At 65.7% G+C, this 19879-nt stretch carries 21 protein-coding genes; 12 read left to right on the top strand and 9 right to left on the bottom strand.

The genetic code is table 11. The features are described 5' to 3' along the window. Positions 1-245: 245 nt before the first annotated feature. Positions 246-488 (top strand): hypothetical protein, encoded by a 243-nt coding sequence (locus tag HAPAU_RS09415; protein WP_066381897.1) that lies wholly within the window; start codon positions 246-248, stop codon positions 486-488. A 24-nt stretch (positions 489-512) separates the two neighbouring features. Here HAPAU_RS09415 and HAPAU_RS09410 read toward each other — a convergent pair whose 3' ends face one another. Together HAPAU_RS09410 and HAPAU_RS09405 are read right to left on the bottom strand one after the other, a co-directional pair. Continuing rightward, on the bottom strand, positions 513-752 hold the full coding sequence (locus HAPAU_RS09410; RefSeq protein WP_066381896.1) for an HVO_2901 family zinc finger protein: 240 nt from the start codon (positions 750-752) through the stop codon (positions 513-515). Positions 753-846: 94 nt separating this feature from the next. After that, positions 847-2253, bottom strand: a complete 1407-nt coding sequence (locus HAPAU_RS09405; RefSeq protein WP_066381894.1) for a class II fumarate hydratase — start codon at positions 2251-2253, stop codon at positions 847-849. A gap of 257 nt (positions 2254-2510) precedes the next feature. Here HAPAU_RS09405 and HAPAU_RS09400 point away from each other — a divergent pair, with 257 nt between their 5' ends. Genes HAPAU_RS09400 through HAPAU_RS09385 form a run of 4 tightly spaced genes read left to right on the top strand, consistent with a single transcriptional unit; the run spans position 2511 to position 6866 of the window. After that, positions 2511-3809 carry an ABC transporter substrate-binding protein gene (locus HAPAU_RS09400; protein WP_066381890.1) on the top strand — a complete coding sequence of 433 codons (1299 nt, stop codon included), beginning with the start codon at positions 2511-2513 and terminating at the stop codon, positions 3807-3809. 12 nt (positions 3810-3821) lie between these two features. Continuing rightward, positions 3822-4793, top strand: a complete 972-nt coding sequence (locus HAPAU_RS09395) for a carbohydrate ABC transporter permease (protein WP_066381887.1) — start codon at positions 3822-3824, stop codon at positions 4791-4793. Further along, entirely contained in the window at positions 4790-5698 is a 909-nt protein-coding gene (locus HAPAU_RS09390) for a carbohydrate ABC transporter permease (protein ID WP_066381885.1), read from the top strand. Before HAPAU_RS09395 ends, HAPAU_RS09390 begins: the two co-directional genes overlap by 4 nt. A 40-nt stretch (positions 5699-5738) precedes the next feature. Next, positions 5739-6866, top strand: coding sequence for an ABC transporter ATP-binding protein (locus HAPAU_RS09385; RefSeq protein WP_066381884.1), 1128 nt, complete (start codon positions 5739-5741; stop codon positions 6864-6866). A gap of 20 nt (positions 6867-6886) precedes the next feature. Here HAPAU_RS09385 and HAPAU_RS09380 read toward each other — a convergent pair whose 3' ends face one another. After that, positions 6887-7135 (bottom strand): BolA family protein, encoded by a 249-nt coding sequence (locus HAPAU_RS09380; RefSeq protein ID WP_066381883.1) that lies wholly within the window; start codon positions 7133-7135, stop codon positions 6887-6889. A 34-nt stretch (positions 7136-7169) separates the two neighbouring features. Further along, positions 7170-8150: a flap endonuclease-1 gene (fen, locus tag HAPAU_RS09375; RefSeq protein WP_066381882.1), complete on the bottom strand. Its 981-nt coding sequence runs from the start codon at positions 8148-8150 to the stop codon at positions 7170-7172. A gap of 95 nt (positions 8151-8245) precedes the next feature. Here fen and HAPAU_RS09370 point away from each other — a divergent pair, with 95 nt between their 5' ends. From HAPAU_RS09370 to gatA, 4 genes are read left to right on the top strand one after another with little or no spacing between them, the layout of a single operon-like run. Next, positions 8246-9520: a COG1361 S-layer family protein gene (locus HAPAU_RS09370; RefSeq protein WP_066381880.1), complete on the top strand. Its 1275-nt coding sequence runs from the start codon at positions 8246-8248 to the stop codon at positions 9518-9520. Further along, entirely contained in the window at positions 9521-11965 is a 2445-nt protein-coding gene (locus HAPAU_RS09365; protein WP_066381879.1) for an efflux RND transporter permease subunit, read from the top strand. A 38-nt stretch (positions 11966-12003) separates the two neighbouring features. Continuing rightward, entirely contained in the window at positions 12004-12282 is a 279-nt protein-coding gene (gatC, locus tag HAPAU_RS09360) for an Asp-tRNA(Asn)/Glu-tRNA(Gln) amidotransferase subunit GatC (RefSeq protein WP_066381878.1), read from the top strand. Further along, positions 12279-13550 carry an Asp-tRNA(Asn)/Glu-tRNA(Gln) amidotransferase subunit GatA gene (gatA, locus tag HAPAU_RS09355; RefSeq protein ID WP_066381877.1) on the top strand — a complete coding sequence of 424 codons (1272 nt, stop codon included), beginning with the start codon at positions 12279-12281 and terminating at the stop codon, positions 13548-13550. The genes gatC and gatA overlap by 4 nt, the downstream gene beginning before the upstream one ends. An 85-nt stretch (positions 13551-13635) precedes the next feature. Here gatA and HAPAU_RS09350 read toward each other — a convergent pair whose 3' ends face one another. Both HAPAU_RS09350 and HAPAU_RS09345 read right to left on the bottom strand, forming a co-directional pair. Beyond that, positions 13636-13986, bottom strand: coding sequence for a nuclear transport factor 2 family protein (locus HAPAU_RS09350; RefSeq protein ID WP_066381991.1), 351 nt, complete (start codon positions 13984-13986; stop codon positions 13636-13638). A gap of 80 nt (positions 13987-14066) precedes the next feature. Further along, entirely contained in the window at positions 14067-14417 is a 351-nt protein-coding gene (locus HAPAU_RS09345) for a helix-turn-helix transcriptional regulator (protein WP_066381876.1), read from the bottom strand. A gap of 83 nt (positions 14418-14500) precedes the next feature. Here HAPAU_RS09345 and HAPAU_RS09340 point away from each other — a divergent pair, with 83 nt between their 5' ends. Further along, on the top strand, positions 14501-15607 hold the full coding sequence (locus HAPAU_RS09340) for an aminotransferase class V-fold PLP-dependent enzyme (protein ID WP_084383686.1): 1107 nt from the start codon (positions 14501-14503) through the stop codon (positions 15605-15607). On the opposite strand, the gene HAPAU_RS09335 is transcribed toward HAPAU_RS09340, so the two are convergent. From HAPAU_RS09335 to HAPAU_RS09325, 3 genes are read right to left on the bottom strand one after another with little or no spacing between them, the layout of a single operon-like run. Beyond that, positions 15590-17050, bottom strand: coding sequence for a class I adenylate-forming enzyme family protein (locus HAPAU_RS09335; RefSeq protein ID WP_066381873.1), 1461 nt, complete (start codon positions 17048-17050; stop codon positions 15590-15592). The two genes, HAPAU_RS09340 and HAPAU_RS09335, sit on opposite strands and share 18 nt — an antisense overlap. Further along, on the bottom strand, positions 17043-18044 hold the full coding sequence (locus HAPAU_RS09330) for a mandelate racemase/muconate lactonizing enzyme family protein (RefSeq protein ID WP_066381871.1): 1002 nt from the start codon (positions 18042-18044) through the stop codon (positions 17043-17045). Before HAPAU_RS09330 ends, HAPAU_RS09335 begins: the two co-directional genes overlap by 8 nt. Next, the gene (locus tag HAPAU_RS09325) at positions 18041-18976 is read right to left on the bottom strand and encodes a 1,4-dihydroxy-2-naphthoate polyprenyltransferase (protein ID WP_066381869.1); all 936 of its coding nucleotides are present in this window, start codon (positions 18974-18976) and stop codon (positions 18041-18043) included. Before HAPAU_RS09325 ends, HAPAU_RS09330 begins: the two co-directional genes overlap by 4 nt. Before the next feature lie 90 nt (positions 18977-19066). On the opposite strand from HAPAU_RS09325, the gene HAPAU_RS09320 reads away from it, so the two are divergent. Continuing rightward, on the top strand, positions 19067-19273 hold the full coding sequence (locus HAPAU_RS09320) for a hypothetical protein (protein ID WP_066381864.1): 207 nt from the start codon (positions 19067-19069) through the stop codon (positions 19271-19273). A gap of 57 nt (positions 19274-19330) precedes the next feature. Beyond that, positions 19331-19879: a carboxymuconolactone decarboxylase family protein gene (locus HAPAU_RS09315; protein WP_066381863.1), complete on the top strand. Its 549-nt coding sequence runs from the start codon at positions 19331-19333 to the stop codon at positions 19877-19879.

Below are 19879 nucleotides of genomic sequence, written 5' to 3'. Positions count from 1 at the left end.
CTCCTCGCCCCCTCCTTGCCCCCCTTCCTCCTCGTTTTCCCCGTCCTCTTCGGACTGACCGGGGACACCGGTCTCGTCACCGACGTCGGTACAGCCGGCGACGAGCGCGGTACTTGCGGCTGCCGCTGTGAGGAACGTTCGTCGTTGCATACTCGCCCGAGTCGTCCGCGGGACAAGTACTCAGCGGTCGTCCGCGACCGTCGCTCGGCGGAGCGGTTTAGTATCGAGTCACTGTACGAACAGGTATGGCATCGACCCTCTCGTTCGACGATCTGCTCGCGGACGGGTTCGTCATCGGCGCGATCCTGTTCTGTTGGTGGACCGTCGCCCTGATCGTAACGCTGCCCGCACTCGCGCTCGGAAGTTTCCTGCTCGCCGACGCGCTGCGATGGCTCGCGATCTTACTCATGGTGACCGGCGCGGGAAACGCCCTCGTCTACGCGATCGCACGGGGAGTCGCCCTCTCGGAGGAGGCTCGCTTCCAGTAGCGCGAAAAACGGGTCCGTCGGTTGTTATCGCGTTCGAGTAGCGATGCGTACGTCGTCGACCCGCAGGAGGTCCTCGGTGAGACCCTCGCCCTCGCAGTCGTCGTTCGGGCAGGCGTAGTGCCAGCCGTCGCGGGTCGCCCGCCGTTCGGCGAAGCGGTCCCCGCAGACACGACAGAACAGCTGTCCCGCCGAACACGTATCGCGATGGAGCGACAGCGCGACTTCGGTCCGGAAGGTCCGCTTGCAGTTACGGCACGTATACATATCAGATCCTACTCACACGTCAGACATAGCTGTACTGGTTTCAGTCGGGTTGTTGAGACGTCTGAGCCGCCACCGTGGCGTGCACCCCCGAACGTTACTCCTGTCCAAGGATTCCGCGGTGGGTCATCAGTTCGGGATCGAGGACCTCCTCTACTTCGTCCTCGTCGAGATAGCCCTTCTCGACGACGACCTCCCGGACCGTCTTTCCCTCCTTCAGAGCTGTTTTTGCGGCATCGGATGCCTTGTCGTAGCCGATGTGGGGGTTGAGCGCGGTCGCGAGCGCCATCGACTGTTCGACCTGCCGTTCGCAGTGTTCGGCGTTGGCCTCGAGTTTGGCGACAAAGCGCTCGCCGAACGCCTCGGCAGCGTTCGCGATCATGCTGGCTGATTCGAGGAAGGTATGCGCGAGGACGGGCTTGTAGAGGTTCAAGTCGAGTTCGCCGCGTGCACCGCCGGTCGAGACAGTCGCGTCGTTGCCGACGACCTGTTTGTGGACCTGATTGACCGATTCGGCCACGACGGGATTGATCTTCCCGGGCATGATCGAGGAACCGGGCTGGTTCTCGGGCTGTTCGAGTTCGCCCAGCCCGTTTCGTGGGCCCGATGCCAGCAGGCGCATGTCGTTTGCCATCTTGTTCATCGACCCCGCGACGACCCGAAGCGCACCGTGGGCCTCGACCATTGCGTCGTGGGCGGCCTGGGCTTCGAAGTGGTTGTCGGCCTCCACGAAGTCGATCCCCGTCTCCTCGCTGATGTATTCGGCCGCGCGCTCGGGGAACTCCTCATGGGTGTTCAAACCGGTGCCGACGGCGGTCCCGCCGAGTGCGAGTTCCGCGAGGTGGGCGCGGACGGCCTTTACGCGCACGCGCCCCTTCTCGATCTGGGTCCGGTACCCCGAGAACTCCTGGCCCAGCGTCACGGGCGTGGCGTCCTGTAGGTGGGTGCGCCCGGTTTTGACGATGTCCGCGAACTCCTCTTCTTTCTCGGCGAGTTCCTCCTCGAGGGTTTCGAGTGCGGGCAGGACGTCCTTCTCGACGCCTTCGAGCGCCGAGACGTGCATCGTCGTCGGAATCACGTCGTTGCTCGACTGGCCGTAGTTGACGTGATCGTTCGGGTGAACGTCACGCGAGCCGATCTCACCCCCTCGAATCTCGGTCGCGCGGTTGGCGATCACCTCGTTCGCGTTCATGTTCGAGGAAGTGCCCGATCCCGTCTGGAAGACGTCGACGGGGAACTGATCGTCGTGCTGGCCCGCGATCACCTCGTCTGCGGCCTCGATGATCGCTTCTGCGGTGTCCTCCTCGACGAGGTCGAGATCGCGGTTGGCCTCGGCGGCGGCCTTCTTGACGATCCCGAGCGCGCGGATGAACCTTCGGGAGAAGGTGATCCCCGAGATCGGGAAGTTCTCCACTGCACGTTGGGTCTGTGCGCCCCAGTAGGCGTCTTCCGGAACCTCGATCTCTCCGAGACTGTCCTCCTCGATTCGAACGTCCTCGCTCATATCTGGCCCCTCGCGGGCCGGGCGGTAAAACCTACTGGAACGGTGGTCGACCCCGCCCGATCACCGGAACGTAGTCGGGATTCAATAACGATCTTCCCAGCCAGTAGTCGTGTGTCGGTTCTGAACTGTTTGTCGAAAATCAGCGTACTGAATCGATTCAGAAGGCATAATTCTAGCTTGTTATTCGATAATGAAAAATTCTCGAAACGATTAAGTGGGCTGACTACGCTCGTACGAACGCATCTACAGGACTAACCATGAGTAATAAACAATCGAAGACGATTCCGAGACGGGCGTATCTGAAGGGAGCCGGAGCGATGGGTGCGATCGGCGTTGCGGGACTGTCCGGCTGTCTGAGCGGCGGCGAGGGGGGATCGGGCGGTGGCGGGGACGGTAACACGCTCGAGATCCTCCACGGATGGACGGGCGGGGACGGCAAGGAGGCGGCCGACGCCCTCTTCGGCGCGTTCGAGGAGGAGTATCCCGACATCGACCTCGACGAGAACCCGATCGGCGGCGGGGGCAACCAGACCCTCGATCAGACGGTCGCGAACCGGCTCCAGAGCAACGACCCGCCGAGTTCCTTCGCCGGTTGGCCCGGTGCCAACCTCCAGCAGTACGAGGGCGTCCTCGGCGACATCGAGGAGGATGTTTGGAACGAGGCGAACCTGAAGGACGCCCACGCTCCGGAGGCCGTCGAGGCATGTCAGTTCGACGATGGGTTCTCCGCGGTCCCGATCGGTTCCCATCGGATGAACGACCTCTTTTACAACGTCGAGGTCGTCGAGCAGGCCGGCGTCGATCCGAGTTCGCTCACCGACGTGAACGCGTTGATCGACGCGTTCGACGCCGTCAACACCCAGACCGAGGCCACGCCGTTTGCGATGTCGCTCGCCCCGTGGAGCATCCTCCAGACGTGGGCAGTCACGATGCTTGGCACGCAGGGATTCGAGGCCTACACGAACTTCATCGAAGGAAACGGTGACGAAGCGGCCGTTCGCGCGACCTTCGAGACGCTCGGGCAGATGCTCGAAAACTACATCAACGCCGACGCCGCATCCGTCGACTTCACCGAGGTCAACCAGCGCATCATGAGCGGCGATGCGGCGTTCATCCACCAGGGCAACTGGGTCGCCGGCGCGTACATCAACGAAGGACTGGAGTACGGCACCGAGTGGGACGCCGTCCGATTCCCCGGTACCGACGGGATGTACGGCCTGCACATCGACTCGTTCATCTACCCGGGCGAGAACCCGAGTCCCGAGGAGACCGCCACCTTCATGCGCTTTGCCGGCGGCGAGACGGCACAGGTCCAGTTCAACCAGTACAAAGGCTCGATCCCGACCCGTCAGGAGGTGCCGACCGACGAGTTCAACGCCTACCTCACGGATACGATCGAGGACTTCCAGAACGCCACCGAAAAACCCCCGACGCTGGCCCACGGACTCGCGGTCCCTCAGAGCACGCAGTCGGAACTCGAGGGAGTTCTCAACCAGAACTTCGCGGATCCCTTCGACGTCGACGCGGCGACCCAAGGGTTCATGGACACCGTCTAATCACGACACTGTATGAAACGTGTTCTAGCGTTTTTGCGGCGCAGACGGGATGAGAGCCGCGCGCGGACGGACGGAGGGTCGACCGAAAGCAGATCGACGGCCAGACGCTGGCTCGACAACGACTTCGTCCGCTCGGCGCCGTTCTGGGGGCCGCCGTTCCTGCTCATGGGCTTTTTCGTCTATGCGGCGATCGGCTGGAACTTCCTGCTTTCATTGACCGATTATACGGGCTTCGGCGGGGCCGACTACAGCAGCCTCGACTTCGAGAACTACCGGCGATTGTTCGAGGACCCGGCGATCTGGGAGGCGACCAGAAACACGTTCGTTCTGCTGGTCGTCTTTACGATCACGTGTCTGCTCATCGGACTCGGACTCGCGATCCTGCTCGACCGGCAGGTCCGATTCGGGCGGGGTTTCCGGACGATCTACCTGCTCCCCTTTGCCCTCTCGTTCATCGTCACCGCGCAGTTCTGGCGGTGGATGTACAACGTCAACGACGGGATCGTCAACCAGTTCGTCGGGATCTTCGGAATCGGCCCGTACAACTGGCTCGGGAACCCCCAGATCGTGCTGGGCGCGGTGATCTTCGCGCTCGTCTGGCAGTTCAGCGGCTATACGATGGTCATCTATCTAGCCGCGCTCCGGTCGATCCCGACCGACCAGTACGAGGCGTCGCGGGTCGATGGGGCCAGTACGCTTCGGATGTATCGCCGCGTGATCATCCCGCAGTTACGGCCCGCAATGGTCAGCGCCTCGGTCACGCTGGTGCTGTTCGCGCTCAAGGCCTTCGACTTCCTGTATGCGGTCTTCGGGGGCTATCGCCCCAGACAGGGTGCGGACATCCTCGCGACCAAGATGGTCCGTGAGGCATTCGGCCAGTCCCAATGGGCCTACGGGTCGGCGATCGCGATCGCACTGTTCGTGCTGTCGCTCGCGGTGATCGCGCCGTATCTGTACAACCAGTACACACGAGGAAACCTATGAGCGAACGATCCGTCTCGGTCGGCGATGAAACGAGCGACGAAACGACGACGGCGTTCGATCTCCGCAGGATCGGGCTGTACGCGACGATGCTCGGGCTGGTCGTCTTCTACCTGCTCCCGATCGAGTCGGGGCTGGTGACCTCGATCAAGACCTCGGAGGCGCTCATCAACACCCAACCGTTTGCCCCGCCGGGTCCGGCAGGTGTCACCCTCGAGAAGTGGCAGTTCGCGTTCGATACCCTCTGGTCCGGGATGATAAACAGTATGCTGTTTACGATCCCCGCGACGCTCCTCTGTGCGGTCCTCGGGAGCATGGCCGCCTACGGGCTGACGCTCGTCGACTGGCGCGGCCAAGTCGCGGTGTTCGCGCTGTTCATCGCGGGGATCTTCATCCCTTATCAGGCGGTCATCGTCCCGCTGACCCAGTTCTGGTCGCAGTACGCGATGCTCGAGATGCGTCTCGGGCTGCTACTGTCGGCACGGAGCGCGACGCTCCTCGAACTCATCATTACGCACACCGCCTACGGGATTCCGATCTGTACGCTGCTGTTTCGCTCCCAGTACAAGACGATGTCCTGGGAGATGATCGAGGCGGCCAGACTCGACGGCGCGACCGTCTGGCGCATCTACAAGCGGATCGTGCTGCCGCTGTCGATCCCGATGTTCGCGGTCGTGTTCATCTTCCAGTTCACGCAGATCTGGAACGAGTTCCTCTTCTCGCTGACTATCATCGGGAGCGTCAGCGACCCCGCCGCCTCGGCGACGCTGATCCTCTCGGGGCTGGGCGAGGCGCTCGAAGGCGTCGACTACCCGCTGCGGATGGCCGGCGCGTTCATCACGGCGCTCCCGACGCTGGTGGTCTATCTCCTCTTTGCCGACGAGTTCGCGGAGGGGGTAGAGGTATGATCGCCCGACGACTGCAACTAGCAACACGGAGGTTCTGACTATGGCTCACACCAAACTCGATACGGTAACGAAAGTGTTCACGGAGGACGACGGCAGCGAGATAATCGCCGTCGACGAGGTATCGATCGACATCGACGACGGCGAATTCCTCGTCCTCGTCGGTCCGTCGGGCTGTGGCAAGTCGACGACGCTACGGATGATCGCCGGTCTCGAGTCGATCACGTCGGGCACGATCTCTCTCGACGACCGGGTGATAAACAACATCCCGGCCAAGGACAGGGACATCGCGATGGTGTTCCAGTCGTACGCACTCTACCCGCACATGACCGTTCGGGAGAACATGTCGTTCGGGCTCGAGGAGTCGACGGACATGGGCGACGACGAGATCCGAACACGCGTCGAGGAGACCGCCGAGATGATGGGGATCGAACGGCTGCTCGAACGCAAACCGGGCGAGCTCTCGGGTGGCCAACAACAGCGGGTCGCGCTCGGGCGGTCGATCGTGCGCGATCCGGCGGTGTTCCTGATGGACGAACCCCTCTCGAACCTCGACGCGAAGCTTCGCTCCTCGATGCGAACGGAGCTCCAGCGCATCCAGGACGAACTCGGCGTGACGACGGTCTACGTCACGCACGACCAGACCGAGGCGATGACAATGGGCGATCGGATCGCCATCCTCGACGGCGGCGTCCTCCAGCAGGTCGCGACGCCGCTCGAGTGTTACCATCGTCCGGAAAACCAGTTCGTCGCGGGCTTCATCGGCGATCCGTCGATGAACTTCTTCGATATGCGCCTCGAAGGCGAGCGTCTCGCCGGCGAGGGCTTCGAGTATCCGCTCTCGTCGGACATCACGGGGAAACTCGACGACTCTCCCGTCGTTCTCGGGATCCGCCCCGAGGACATCGAACTGATCGACGGGACGGGAGGCGACCACGAGTACGCCGCCGAGGTACTCGTCGTCGAGCCGATGGGCAACGAGAACAACGTCCACTTGCGAATCGGCGACACACGATTTATCGCCACCGTCAACGGGATGCGCCGGATCACAGAGGGCGAAACCGTCACGATTCGGCTGCCCGAGAAGGCGATCCACGTCTTCGACCGGGAGACTGGCGAGGCGTTACACAACCGCCGGCTCGACGAGGAACTGGCCGAACCGCCGGTATAGCCGGCCTACCAACGATAGCGCTACTGTGATTCGTACTCCGCGGGCGTGTAGGTCTTCAGTTCGAGGGCGTGGATGTCCGTTGTCATGTGCTCGCCGAGCGCGTCGTAGACGAGCTGGTGCTGTTGTACCAACGGTTTGCCCTCGAAGGCGGGCGAGACGACGACCGCCGCGAGGTGGTCCTCGTCGTGGACCCCTCTGGGTTGGGTGACCGTCGCCCGTGCGTCCTCGATTTCCTCCTCGATCAGTTCGGCGACGTCCTCGGCGTTCATACGCTCCGTTGTGAGCCGGAGGGGCAAAACGGTTTCAGGTCCACTGATCCAACCCCGTTTGCGTGACCGACTCCTCGATGCGCTCGAACCCGCGGGCGACCTCCTCGGCAGGGATCTCCCAGTCGTCCGTGACGAACTCTTGGGCGGTTTCGATATCGGGCGAGAGCGTCGTGTCGAACTCGTAATCGTCGGTCACGTCGGGATCGAGGAACAGCTCTCGAACCGCCTCCACGCTCCCGATCGCGGCGTCCCGTGAGTCTAGTACCGAGAGGAGATCCCCGTGTTCGTGGATCGCTTTGACCGCCGTTTTCGGCCCCATTCCGTGGACACCCTCGTTGAAGTCGGTCCCACAGAGGATCCCCACGTCGACCAGCTGCTCGTAGGTGAGGTCGTGGGCCGCGAGCGTGGCCTCGAGGTCCATACACTCGGGGTCGCCCTTGCTGGTGAGCTGACGGAGCGTCAGCGGCGAGCCGAACAACAGCGCGTCGTAGTCCTCAGTGCCGGCATAATCCACGTCGCCCGCTTTGGCCATGTGGGCGGCCTGGGCCTCGCCCTCGGCGGGGGCCTCGACGTACGGCACGTCGAGCAGGTCGAGCAGTTCCCGCGTGGTGCGTTGGATGGCGTCGGTCAGGCGCTGGGTGCGCGCTTCGAGGCGGGCGGCCTCGATCCCGTCGCCCCGGTCGCGTGCGGCCCGCGCCTTGGCCGCGGCGCGCTCCTTTGCGGCGCGTCGCTCGCTCACCTCGCCCTCCTTGAGGTCGGTGACGACGCCGTCGAAGACGAACACGGGGACGAGATCGTTCTCGAAGAACTTCGGGAGTCCCTGAACGATCCCCATCAGGTTCGCGACCTCGGTGCCGCCTTCGGTGGTGTAGATCCCGCTCGCGGTCCACTTGACGGTCGTCGTCAGATACCGGTAGAGCCAGTTGTGGGCGTCGATCGCGACGACAGACCCCGACAGCTCCTCGAACCGGATCGGCTCGATGGCCGCGAGGTCCCTGAGTGCTGCGTTTCCCATTGGGATCGGTTGGGTCGCACCCGGTTTCAAGCTACGGATACGCTGTCTGTAGGGAAACGACAACACTTAATCGCCAGGCCCCGTCGAACCGGTATATGGTCGGACGGGGGAAGCTATGGCCGGGTCGCCGGGGGGCGACCCTGATCGGAGTCGTACTGCTCGTGGTCATTACAAGCGGCGTCGTCGCCGGAGTGCAGGGCCAGCCGAACGTCAGCGTCTTCGCGCCCGAGAACACTGTCTCGCCCGGCGAGACGACGCAGATCGAACTCCAGTTGATGAACAACGGGACGATCGAGGAGGGAAGCGAGGGCATCGAAATCATCACTCAGCAGGGTGACCGCCAGCGCGTCCAGACGGCGCGCAACGTGACCGTCGAGGCCGAGGCCGACGGCCCGCCCTTCGAGGTCGAGACCGCGACGGTCCCGGTGGGAAGCCTCCCGGAGGGGACGAGCGGGCCGATCCCGATCACGCTGTCGGTCAACGAGGACGCCCCGGCGAGCACCTATCAGCTCACGGTGACCGTCGAGTACGTCTACACGAGTCAGGTCGAGGACGGCGAGGAGACGGTCGTCTCCGAGACGATCACTGAGGAGGTACCCATCGTGATCGAGGAGAGCGCCCGCTTCGACGTCGAGGACACGAGAAGCGACCTCGAGGTCGGCAGCGACGGCGAGGTGACGGGCACCGTCGAGAACGTCGGCAGCGGGGACGCCGAGAACGCCGTCCTCCGGCTGGCAAACGAGTCGGGCACGCTCGGGTTCGCCGAGCGGGAGTACGCGCTGGGCGACCTCGAACCCGGCGAGAGCGCCGAGTTCGCGTTCGACGCCGACGTGAGCGCGGAGGCGAGCGCGGGCGACCGACAGCTCGATTTCGTCGTCGCCTACCAGGACGAGCAGGGCAACGACCGCGAAGCGACGACGAGCACGCAGGTGAGTGTCGCCCCCGAGAGCGAGAGGTTCAGCGTCGAACCGCTCAACGCGAGCGTCGAAAGCGGAGGGAGTGAGACGGTCGAACTCGAAGTCACCAACGAGGGCGAGGAGGACGTGAGCAACCTCAACGCACAGCTCTTCGCCGACAGTCCGCTCTCGGTCGAGACCGATCAGGCCTACGCCCCCGAACTGCCCGCCGGCGAGTCGGTCGTCCTCACCTTCGACGTGAACGCGGAGAGCGACGTCGCAGGGACCTACCCGGTCGACATCGACTTCAGCTACGACGACGGCGATGGCGACACCCAGCTCTCCGAGCAGTATCAGGTCCCCGTCGAGGTGACCGAACCGGCCGACGACGGCTTCGGCGGCTGGACGCTCGGTGCGGCCGGCCTCGCGCTGGCCGTCATCGGACTGGCGGTCGGAATCCGCCGGTTCGCGTAGATGTCGCGCCACGAGCGCGCCGTCGAGCGACTCGGCGAGGTGATCACCGAGCGGCCGGGAGCCGTCGTGCTGGCCTTTCTCGCGGTCACGCTCCTGTTTGCGGGCGGGCTCGGGGAAACCGGTACCGAAGCGGGGACCGGCCAGTTCACCGAGGACGTCCCCGCACAGCAGGCCTTCGAGGACGTCCAGGACCGCTTCGGTCCGCGCGGCGAGTCCGCCGATACGGCCTCGACACAGCTCATCCAACGGGGTGAGAACGTCCTAGCCCGCGAGGAGCTCATACGAATGCTCGCGCTCCAGGAGTCGGTCCTCGACCGCGAGGAGCTGCGTGCGACCGAGGCGAACAGCGCCGCGGCGATCGTCGCCCGGACGATCGATCCCGAGGCCGATACGACCGCCGACCAGCGCGCAACCCTCGAGGCGGCGAGCGACCGCGAGGTCCGCGAGGCGGTGCGGGCGAACGCCGACAATCCCGCCTTTACTGGACAACTGAGCGAGGACTTCAACACGGAGTCGGCGACCGCCTCGGCGACCATCGGCACCGTCACCCACGAGCTTCCCGGCGGCGTTTCGGAGACGACCGGCAACGACGCGAACAGCCCGATGACGCCGATCCAGCAGGAGATCGAGACGATAGCCGAGCGAAGCGACGGCCAATTCCAGGTGTTCGGCAGCGGTATCGTCTCCGCGGAGTTCCAGACGATCATCGAGGACTCGCTGCTGATCGTCGTGCCCGCGGCCGTCGTGTTGCTGTTGTTCTTCCTGATCGTCGCCTACCGCGACCCGATCGACCTGGCGATCGGGCTGCTCGCGCTCTCGATGACGGTCGTCTGGACGTTCGGGTTCATGGGACTCGCGGGGATCCCCTTCTCGCAGATGCTGATCTCGGTGCCGGTTCTGCTGTTGGCGGTAGGAATCGACTTCGGGATCCACATCATCAACCGCTACCGCGAGGAACGCTCCGCGACGGCCTCCGTCACGGCGGCCATGGAGCGGACCACCGACCAACTGCTGGTCGCGTTCGTGCTCGTGATCGGTACTACTGTGGTCGGATTCGGCGCGAACTACACGAGTTCGCTCCCGCCGATCCGGAATTTCGGGCTGGTGTCGGCGCTGGGGATCGCCTTTACGTTCCTCATCTTCGGGATCTTCATGCCCGCGCTGAAGGTGCTCACCGACCGCTGGCGCGAGGATACCCTTATTCCGGAGTTCAGTTCCGAGCCACTGGGCGAGGAGGACTCGGCGCTCGGGCGCGTCCTGCCGGTCGGGGTCGTAATCGCCAGACGGGCCCCGATCGCGTTCCTGCTCGTGACGCTCGTGGCCGCCGGCGCGATGGGGGCCTACGGGAGCGAGGTCGACACCTCATTCAGCGACGAGGACTTCCTCCCGCCGGAGGAGCAGCCGGGCTACATCGAGTACCTCCCCGCCGAACTCCAGCCTGCCGAACCGCAGGTCACGGGCACGATGAACTACCTGGAGGAGACGTTCCCGCAGGGTCAGGAGGGGACGGTGGTCGTCTCCCTCGAAGGGCAACTCCGGGAGGACTACGCGCTCGAATCGATCCACCGGGCCGGCGAGGATCCCCCCGAAACGGTGATCCGCGACGGGCGATACGCCGATTCCCAGAGCATCATCACCGTCATCGAGCAGTACGCCGCCCAGAACCCGGAGTTCGCCGCGCTGGTCGAGCGAAACGACCGCAACGGCAACGGGGTGCCCGATCAGAACCTCGAATTGATTTACGACGAACTCTACGCCTCGCCCTACGAGGACCAGGCCCGTCAGTACATCACCGAGGACTATCGGGCGGCCCAGGTCCAGTACGCAGTCGAGGGCGACGCCGCCCAGGAGGCGGTCGGCGAGGACGCCCGCGAACTGGCCGATCGCCACCGGCTGGACGCGACCGCGACGGGCGAGACCCTCGTCTTCGAGGCGGTCTCGGACGTGATCTTCGAGTCGGCCCTCCGGAGTCTCGTGCTCGCGCTCGCGGCGACGGGGGTGTTTCTGGTTGCGGGCTACTGGGTCGTCGCCCGCCGGCCGTCGCTCGGCGTCGTCAACCTGTTCCCGATCGCCGTCGCGATCGCGGCGCTCGCGGGGACGATGCGCTATGCGGGGATCCCGTTCAACGCCTTGACCGCGACGATCCTCTCGGTGTCGATCGGGCTGGGCGTCGACTACACCGTCCATGTCGTCCACCGATTCGTCGACGAACTCGACGCCGGGGCCGATACCCTCGCGGCGCTCGATCGAACCGTTCGGGGGACCGGCGGCGCGCTCACGGGGAGCATGCTCACCACCGTGGCCGGGATGGGCGTGCTGGTGCTCGCGATCACGCCGATCCTCGGGCAGTTCGGCCTGTTGCTCTCGATCTCGATCCTCTATGCCTATCTGGCGTCGCTCCTCGTGTTGCCCTCGGCGCTGGTGGTCTGGGCGCGCGTCGCCTGATTCGAAACCCTTACTCTCCATCCACGGGTTCTCCCCGTATGAGCGAACAGTCCGTCGACGCCGAGGAGGTGCGCCACGTCGCCGCGCTCGCGCGGGTCGACCTCGATGAGTCCGAAATCGAGGCCTTCGCCGAACAGTTCGGCGAGATCCTCGACGCCTTCGAGACCCTCGATGAGGTGCCCGAGATCGAGCGCGAGGACGACCTCGAGAACGTGATGCGGGCCGACGAGGTGCGCGAAAGCCTGAGTCAGGAGGAGGCGCTCCGGAACGCCCCCGAGAGCGAGAACGGCTACTTCAAGGGGCCGAGCGTTTCATGAGCGAGTCCTCGATCTTCATCACCGAGGAGCGAATCGAGGGCGAGGACGAGGGTCCCCTCGCGGGCGAGACGGTCGCCGTCAAGGACAACATCAGCACGGCGGGCGTGCGCACGACCTGCGGATCCGAGATGCTCGCGGAGTACGTCCCGCCCTACGACGCGACGGTGATCGAGCGCCTGACGGGCGCTGGCGCGACGATCGTCGGCAAGACGAACATGGACGAGTTCGGCATGGGCTCGACGACCGAGACCTCGGCGTTCGGTCCCGCGCCCAATCCCGCTGCCGAGGGGCGCGTTCCGGGCGGCTCCTCGGGAGGAAGCGCCGCCGCGGTCGCCGCCGGCGAGGCCGACTACGCGCTTGGAACCGACACGGGCGGATCAGTTAGAAACCCGGCGGCCTTCTGTGGCGTCGTCGGGATCAAACCGACCTACGGGCTGGTCTCGCGGTACGGGCTGGTCGCGTACGCCAACTCCTTGGAGCAGATCGGGCCGCTTGCCCCCACCGTGGAGGACGCCGCCAGAGTGCTCGATGCCATCTCGGGACCCGACGACCGGGACGCGACGACCCGCTGCGAAGGCGCTGATAGCGACTACGCGAGCGCCGCCGACGGCGACATAGAGGGGCTCTCGATCGGGATCCCGACCGAACTCGTCGAGGGGGCCGACGAGGGCGTCAGGGAGGCCTTCTGGGACGCGATTTCCGACCTCGAATCGGAGGGGGCGAGCTACCACGAGGTGAGCCTCCCCTCGATCGAGCACGCCGTCGCCGCCTACTACGTGATCGCGATGTCGGAGGCGTCCTCGAACCTCGCGCGCTTCGACGGGGTGCGCTATGGCCCCGTCACGGAGTCGGGCGGTAACTGGAACGAGGCGTTCGCGGCCGTCCGCGAGCAGGGTTTCGGCGAGGAGGTCAAACGCCGGATCCTGTTGGGGACCTACGCGCTCTCGGCGGGCTACCACGACAAATACTACAAGAAGGCACAGGACGCCCGCGCGTGGGTTGCACGGGACTTCGAGGAAGCGTTCGAGGAGGCGGACGTCCTCGCCAGCCCGACGATGCCGGTTCCGCCCTTCGAGGTCGGCGAGAGCTTAGAGGACCCCCTCCAGATGTACCTCGCCGATGCGAACACGGTTCCCGTGAACCTCGCGAACCTCCCGGCGATCTCGGTTCCAGCAGGCGAAACCGAGGGTCTCCCCGTGGGAGTGCAACTCATCGGGCCGACGTTCGGCGAGAAGCGAATCATCCGCGCCGCGAGCGCGCTCGAATAGCTTGTATTACTGGCGGCCATACATCGTTCGAGCTGCTCGCTGGCCCGAGGGTGCGAGAACCGTCACACAGGTACGGCCGACAGTGTCACTCCTTCGGGGAGAGCTTCCCCGCGAAGGTCTGGAATTCGATGGTGTCGTCGGGAATGTAGAACGTGTCGGTCGCGAACTCGTAGACGTTCTCGGGCGTCTCGGCGTTCCAGACGATGTAGCCGAACTCGTCTTCGACGAGCTGTTCGTCTATCGTCATCGAGGACTCTCCGGAACTGAACTCCGAAAACAGGTCCTCGAACAGCCCTTCGATCTCCCTTAGTCCTCTGAAGGTCCCCATGTTGGTGACGACGACCGACTCGTCGGTGTAGTCCTCCATGGTCCCCTCGATGTCCTGTTCACCGAACGTCTCCAAGTGATGGTCGAGAACGGATTCTGTGGTGCTCATAGCGATCTCCATCCCCCTGTCGCTTTCGATCACGTCACGGAGATGAAACGAGGTTCAGCACGAACGACAATAAACGTTGGCTAACTTTCGTACGCGAGGTTCATGATCCACTGGGAGAAGGCGTCGCTGTTGGCGTCGATCTCCTCCTCGCCGATAAACGGCGAGAGCATGTCCCCGGCCATCAGCAACGAGAAGTCCAGATCGCGGGCCGCGGGGGTGAGCAGGTAGGTGTTGTGGCCGTTGTAGACGGTGTCGTGGCGCTCGATCAGGTCGGCCTCCGCGAGTTTCTCGACGATCCGGCTGCCCTTTCGTGAGGAGACGTCGAGTTCCTTCCAGAAGTCGCTCTGGTGGATTCCCCCGCTCCGGCGGACGAGTTCGAGTCCGGCGCGTTCGTCCTCCGACAGCTCGGCTTCGAGTTCGGCGGCGCTCATACCCAAACAACGCCGCCCGACGCCTTTAACGTTGACCGTCCGCGACCGGGAGGGTCATGAGTCGCCTGCCCGTAGGCCGGCCCATGACCCCCGAGGAACTCCGCGCCGAGACGCCCGGTTTCGAGAACTGTACCTACCTCAACACCGGCGCGAGCGGCCCCAGCCCGCGCCGCGTGGTCGAGGCTGCGACCGGATTCCTCGAACACCACGAGTACGAATCGCCGAACGAGGAGGGGATGTACGCCGCCGCGGACGCGGTCTACACGGACGCCCGCGAGGCGGTCGCGGACCTGCTGAACACCGACGAGCGACGGGTGGCACTGACCCAGAGCACGACCGACGGAATCAACCGGATCGCGAGCGCGGTCGACTTCGAGCCCGGGGACGTCGTGGTCCGGACGGACCTCGAACACTCGGCCGGAATCCTGCCGTGGCAGCGCCTCGCGGACCTCCACGACCTCGAAATTCGAGTCCTCGAGACACACGACGGGAGAATAGACCCCGACGAGTACGCCGAGGCGGTTTCTGACGCTCGGCTGGTCTGTTTCAGCGCGCTCACGTGGACCCACGGGACGCGCCTGCCCGTGCGCGAGTTGGTCGAGATCGCCCACGACGCCGGCGCGCGGGTGCTGGTCGACGCCGTCCAGATGCCGGGACAGGCCGATCTCGACGTCGAGGCGTGGGGCGCGGACGCGGTCGCGGCCGCCGGACACAAGTGGCTACTCGGAACGTGGGGTGCCGGTTTCCTCGCCGTCTCGCCCGAATTTCTCGCGGATCTCGAACCGCGCTCGGTGGGCTATCGCAGCGTGGCCGAACCCGACGCCGACGAATACGCTTTCCACGAGGGCGCGCGCCGTCTGGAGATCGGCACGACCAACCCCGCGTCCTACGCCGCGCTCGTCGAGGCCATCCGCACGATGGACGAACTGGGCTACGACCGGATCGAGTCCCGGATCGCCGAGTTGACCGACCGGCTCAAGGCGGGGCTCGGCGAGGAGCGTTTGTTGAGCCCTCGGGAGTACAAGAGCGGGTTGGTAACGTTCGCCGACGGAAATCCCGAGGAAACCGTCGGACGACTCGCCGAGAGCGGGGTTCGAGTGCGGACGCTTCCCGGTGGCGAGTCGATCCGCGCGTCAGTCCACGCGATCAACACCGAGGCCGATATCGAGGCGCTACTCGGGGCGCTCTGAGCGCTCCGAGAGGATCTCGCGGACGGCCCCGCGGTCGACGGTTCCCGACGCCGTGCGGGGCAGTTCGTCGGAAACGGCGACCGTCTTCGGGTGCTTATACTCCGCGAGTCGACCCTCGCAGAACTCCTGAACCTCCGCGGCGCTCGCCTCCCCGACGACCAGCGCACAGACGCGCTCGCCCCACTCGGGGTCGGGCAGGCCGACGACTGCGCAGTCCTCGACCCGAGGATGAGAACGCAGGACACGGGCGACCTCGGCAGGGTGGACGTTCTCGCCGCCGGTGATGATCGCGTCGTCGATCCGGCCGAGCACCCGGACCGAGCCGTCGGGATCGACGCTTCCGAGATCGCCGGTGTGAAAGCCGTGTGGCCCGAAAACCCGCTCGTTCGTCTCCGGGTCGTCGTGGTACCCTTGCATTACTGTCGGCCCCGAGACGACGAGCTCGCCGGGTTCACCCGTCGGAAGCGGTTCGTTCCCGTCGATCGCTCGAATGCGGGTACAGGCGAGCGGTCGTCCGGCCCGCTCGGGGTTCGCGAAGGCCTCCTCGGGCCGGGCGGTCGCGACCTGCGAGGCCGTCTCGGTCATCCCGTAAGTCGGGTGGATCGGGACCCCGCGGCGCTCGCATCGGGCGATCAGTTCCGGCCGAGTCGGCGCACCCCCCGTGAGGACGAACCGGAGCGATTCGGGGAGATCGCCCGAGTCGAGCAGTCGAGAGAGCATCGTCGGCACCACGGAGACGCCCGTGGCGTCGCGTTCGTGGAGGTCGGCGAGCGCCCGCTCCGCGTCGAACCCGCCTCTTCCAGCGAGGACGACGCAGGTCCCGTAGATCGCCGAGCGGACGATCGGCGCGAGTCCGCCCATGTGGTAGCCCGCAAGCGGGTCGTACCAGCGATCCGTCGGGAGTACGCCGAGACGAAACGCCGAGGCGACGGCACTGGAAAGGAGGTTTCGACCCGTGAGGACGACCGCCTTGGGCTCGCCGGTCGTCCCCGAGGTGAAGAGCATCGTCCGGGGCCTGTCGAGCAATTGCTCCTCGGCGACGAACTCGGCGACCGGTTCATCGTCGAGCGTCGAAAGCGACCGAACGGGGGCAGTAGCGACCGTCCGTGCCCGTTTCGCGTGGGGTTCTCCGGCGACGAGCGCCGCGAGGTCGACCCTCTGAACCTGCTCTCGAAGCCCCGACTCGGAGAGACGGGTGTTAAACGGGATCAGTACCACGCCGATCCGCCATGCCGCGTGGACGAGGCGGACGAACTCGGGGGCAGTGTCCGCGAGCACGCCGAGTTGATCGCCCGGCCGCAGACCGAGCGACCACAGTCGACCTGCACGCCACTCGACCGCCCGGTCGAGGTCGGCATAGGTCCACTTATTGCCCGACTCGGCGTCGATCACCGCGGTCGAGTCGGGAACCGCGTGGCGCTGGTACGAAACCGGGTCACGCATCGAACGCACCCCCAGCCCACGGGCCGTCGGTCCCGAGTCCCGGCCCCGTCGGAACCGGGATCGTCCCGTCGCGGACCGGCGCGGGGTCGGGCGCGAGGTCCTCGGCGAGCATATCCGCCGTTGCGAGCCCGCAGGCGCGCTCGAGGTCGAGTGCCGCGGCGGCGTGGACTGCCGCCGTGCGGGCGATCACGGCGTCGATCGTCGTCGTGACGACCACGTCCCCGAGTCGCCGGCCCAGTTCGACGACCCGATCGATCCCGCCGAGCGCCATCGGCTTCAGGACGAAAGTGTCGGCGACGTCTGCGAGCGCCTCGATCTTCGCCACCGTGCGCCCGGCGAGCGACTCGTCCAGTGCGATCGGCACCGGCGAGGAAAGCTCGCGGTGGCCCGCGAGATCGTCGGCTACGAGGGGCTGTTCGACGTACTCGAGATCGTACTCGGCCAGTTCGTCGAGCGCACGAGCGGCCTCTTCGCGACTCCACCCGCCGTTTGCGTCGAGACGTATCGCGGGCCCGGAACCGACCGCCTCGCGGATCACGCGAACTCGTTCGACGTCTTCGACTACGGACCGCGCGCCGACCTTGCATTTGACGGTTTCGAAGCCGTTCTCGACGGCCTCTCGGGCCGCGTTGGCGCTCTCCTCTGGGGAGGCGTCGCCGACCGTCGCGTTGACCGCTACGGTCTCGGCCCGACCGTCGCCCAGCAGGCGGGAGAGCGAAACCCCCTCGTCACGGGCGTCGCGATCCGCGAGCGAGAGCGAGAGGCCGTGGCGTGCGGCCGGGCGGTCCTCGAGGTTCCCGATGACGGCTTCCGGATCATCGATTCCGGCGAGGGCTTCCCGGCATTCCTCGAGCGATTCGGTCCAGCCCGGGAGCGGGGTAGCCTCCCCGACGCCGTCGTCGATCCGGACCGCGAACCCCTCCCGACGAGCGATCTCTCCTGACGCGGTCGAGAGCGGCGTTTCGAGGGGCAGGGAGAACTCTTCGAGCCTCATCCGATCACCAACCCGATCGCGAAGAGCGCGGCGAAGGCCGCAAGCAGTTTTCCCGTCTGTTCGAGCGCCGGATTCAACGCCTCGCCGGAGGTCTCCGTGAACAGCGTCCGAACCAACAGTGCCGCGTAGGGGACGGTAAGATACGGGAGAAGAATGGGAAGGCCGAAGTCCGTCGCGAGGAACCACAGCGGCGTGAGATACGCGAGTGCAAACAGCGCGGCGTACTCGGCCCTGCTGAATCGGTAGCCGAGCATCACCGCGAGGGTGCGCTTGCCGGTCTCGCGATCGGTCTCGCGGTCCCGGACGTTGTTGACCACGAGGATCGTGGTCGCGAGCGCGGCGACGGGGAGGCTGGCGACGACCGCCTCGACGGTGACCGTCCCGGGGGGGAGCCAGAGCGGGAACGGCCCGGCGAGGACGGCGGCAGCCTGCACGTAGTAGGTCCCGGTGACGGCGACCAGCCCGAAGAAGACGAACACGAAGAGGTCGCCGAGCCCGCGGTAGCCGTAGGGGTAGGGGCCACCGGTGTAGGCGATCCCCGAGGCGACGCTCGCGAGGCCGACGACGAGGATCGGGACGCCACCGACGTAGACGAGGTACGTTCCCACGAGGATCGCGAGCGCGAAGGTGAGGACCATCGCTCGTTTGACCTCGCCGGGCTCGATTAGGCCCGACTGAGTGACGCGGGTAAATCCCTCCCGGTCGTCGGTGTCGGCGCCCTTGATCGCGTCGTAGTAGTCGTTCGCGAAGTTCGTCCCGATCTGGATCAGCGTCGCACCCACGAACGCCGCGAGCGCCGGTAGAAGGGAAAATACGCCGTCCTCGAACGCGAGTCCGACCCCGACGAGAATCGGTGCTGCGGCCACCGGAAGCGTCTGCGGACGGGCGGCCATCAGCCACGCCTGCCGTCGGGAGACATCGACCGTACTCATTGCTCGGGAGATGGGACGGGCGGCGCATAGCGCCTGTGGTTCGTCCCGCTACCGGGGAAACTATTTGTCATTTGAGAACAAATACCACGTATGAAATACACGCTCGCGGAGGCGCGGTCGTCGCCAGTAGCGCTGACGGTGTTTCTGGTTGGACTGGCGGTGTTCCTGTTCGCGATCGTCGTCGGCCCGAGCGGTTCGTGGGGCGCGCCGATGGGATCACCGAAGTGGCTGCTCGGCGCCGCCTTCGCCGCTCTCGCCGTCGTCCTCGGCGTCCGTTCGTGGCTCCGATCCGGGTAGCGTCGGTTTCAGGATCGGGGCACGTACACCTAACCCGTCGCGGGTCGAACGGTCCGCATGGCCCGCGTACCCTACGTCGAACGCGAGGACGTCCCCAAAGAACACCGCGACCTGCTCGTCTCCTCGCTGCAGGACCGCCCGCTACACGTCTACCGCGCGCTCGGCAACAATCCGGAAGTGCTCGCCGGCCTGCAGGGCTTCCTCTCCTCGCTCTGGAGCGACAGCGGCCTCAGCGACCGCCGCCGGGAGCTCGTGATCCTCTCGGTGACACGCGAAATCGGAAACGAGTACGAGTTCCACCAGCACGTGAACATCGCCCGCGGCGTCGGGATTGACGACGGAACCATCGCCGCGGTTTCGAGGGGTGAGTTCGACGACCTCGACGACGAGGAGGCGACCCTGCTTCGCTACGCGCTCGCGGTCGTCGGCGGGGAGGTCGAAGACCGGGACCACGACGCCATCACCGACCACTACGACGAGTCGGCGGTAGTCGGGGTCGCGGCGCTCGCGGAGGGCTATACCGCCCTCGGGGGGATCATCGATGCGCTTGGCGTCGAACTCGAAGAGGAATTCGTCGGGTGGGATCCGACCGCCGAGTCCGAGTGA

This window comes from Halalkalicoccus paucihalophilus, assembly GCF_001593955.1.
Lineage (GTDB): Archaea > Halobacteriota > Halobacteria > Halobacteriales > Halalkalicoccaceae > Halalkalicoccus > Halalkalicoccus paucihalophilus.
This window is presented reverse-complemented; position numbering and strand designations above follow the sequence as displayed.

Excerpts from the sequence above, each read along its gene's own strand:
- fen (WP_066381882.1), bottom strand. The coding sequence starts at position 8,150 with ATGGGAAACGCAGCACTCAGGGACCTCGCGGCCATCGAGCCGATCCGG.
- HAPAU_RS09400 (WP_066381890.1), top strand. The coding sequence starts at position 2,511 with ATGAGTAATAAACAATCGAAGACGATTCCGAGACGGGCGTATCTGAAG.
- HAPAU_RS09415 (WP_066381897.1), top strand. The coding sequence starts at position 246 with ATGGCATCGACCCTCTCGTTCGACGATCTGCTCGCGGACGGGTTCGTC.
- HAPAU_RS09335 (WP_066381873.1), bottom strand. The coding sequence starts at position 17,050 with ATGCGTGACCCGGTTTCGTACCAGCGCCACGCGGTTCCCGACTCGACC.
- HAPAU_RS09325 (WP_066381869.1), bottom strand. The coding sequence starts at position 18,976 with ATGAGTACGGTCGATGTCTCCCGACGGCAGGCGTGGCTGATGGCCGCC.
- HAPAU_RS09365 (WP_066381879.1), top strand. The coding sequence starts at position 9,521 with ATGTCGCGCCACGAGCGCGCCGTCGAGCGACTCGGCGAGGTGATCACC.
- HAPAU_RS09340 (WP_084383686.1), top strand. The coding sequence starts at position 14,501 with ATGACCCCCGAGGAACTCCGCGCCGAGACGCCCGGTTTCGAGAACTGT.
- HAPAU_RS09395 (WP_066381887.1), top strand. The coding sequence starts at position 3,822 with ATGAAACGTGTTCTAGCGTTTTTGCGGCGCAGACGGGATGAGAGCCGC.
- HAPAU_RS09315 (WP_066381863.1), top strand. The coding sequence starts at position 19,331 with ATGGCCCGCGTACCCTACGTCGAACGCGAGGACGTCCCCAAAGAACAC.
- HAPAU_RS09405 (WP_066381894.1), bottom strand. The coding sequence starts at position 2,253 with ATGAGCGAGGACGTTCGAATCGAGGAGGACAGTCTCGGAGAGATCGAG.
- gatC (WP_066381878.1), top strand. The coding sequence starts at position 12,004 with ATGAGCGAACAGTCCGTCGACGCCGAGGAGGTGCGCCACGTCGCCGCG.
- HAPAU_RS09385 (WP_066381884.1), top strand. The coding sequence starts at position 5,739 with ATGGCTCACACCAAACTCGATACGGTAACGAAAGTGTTCACGGAGGAC.
- HAPAU_RS09350 (WP_066381991.1), bottom strand. The coding sequence starts at position 13,986 with ATGAGCACCACAGAATCCGTTCTCGACCATCACTTGGAGACGTTCGGT.
- HAPAU_RS09330 (WP_066381871.1), bottom strand. The coding sequence starts at position 18,044 with ATGAGGCTCGAAGAGTTCTCCCTGCCCCTCGAAACGCCGCTCTCGACC.
- HAPAU_RS09390 (WP_066381885.1), top strand. The coding sequence starts at position 4,790 with ATGAGCGAACGATCCGTCTCGGTCGGCGATGAAACGAGCGACGAAACG.
- HAPAU_RS09345 (WP_066381876.1), bottom strand. The coding sequence starts at position 14,417 with ATGAGCGCCGCCGAACTCGAAGCCGAGCTGTCGGAGGACGAACGCGCC.
- gatA (WP_066381877.1), top strand. The coding sequence starts at position 12,279 with ATGAGCGAGTCCTCGATCTTCATCACCGAGGAGCGAATCGAGGGCGAG.
- HAPAU_RS09370 (WP_066381880.1), top strand. The coding sequence starts at position 8,246 with ATGGTCGGACGGGGGAAGCTATGGCCGGGTCGCCGGGGGGCGACCCTG.
- HAPAU_RS09380 (WP_066381883.1), bottom strand. The coding sequence starts at position 7,135 with ATGAACGCCGAGGACGTCGCCGAACTGATCGAGGAGGAAATCGAGGAC.
- HAPAU_RS09410 (WP_066381896.1), bottom strand. The coding sequence starts at position 752 with ATGTATACGTGCCGTAACTGCAAGCGGACCTTCCGGACCGAAGTCGCG.
- HAPAU_RS09320 (WP_066381864.1), top strand. The coding sequence starts at position 19,067 with ATGAAATACACGCTCGCGGAGGCGCGGTCGTCGCCAGTAGCGCTGACG.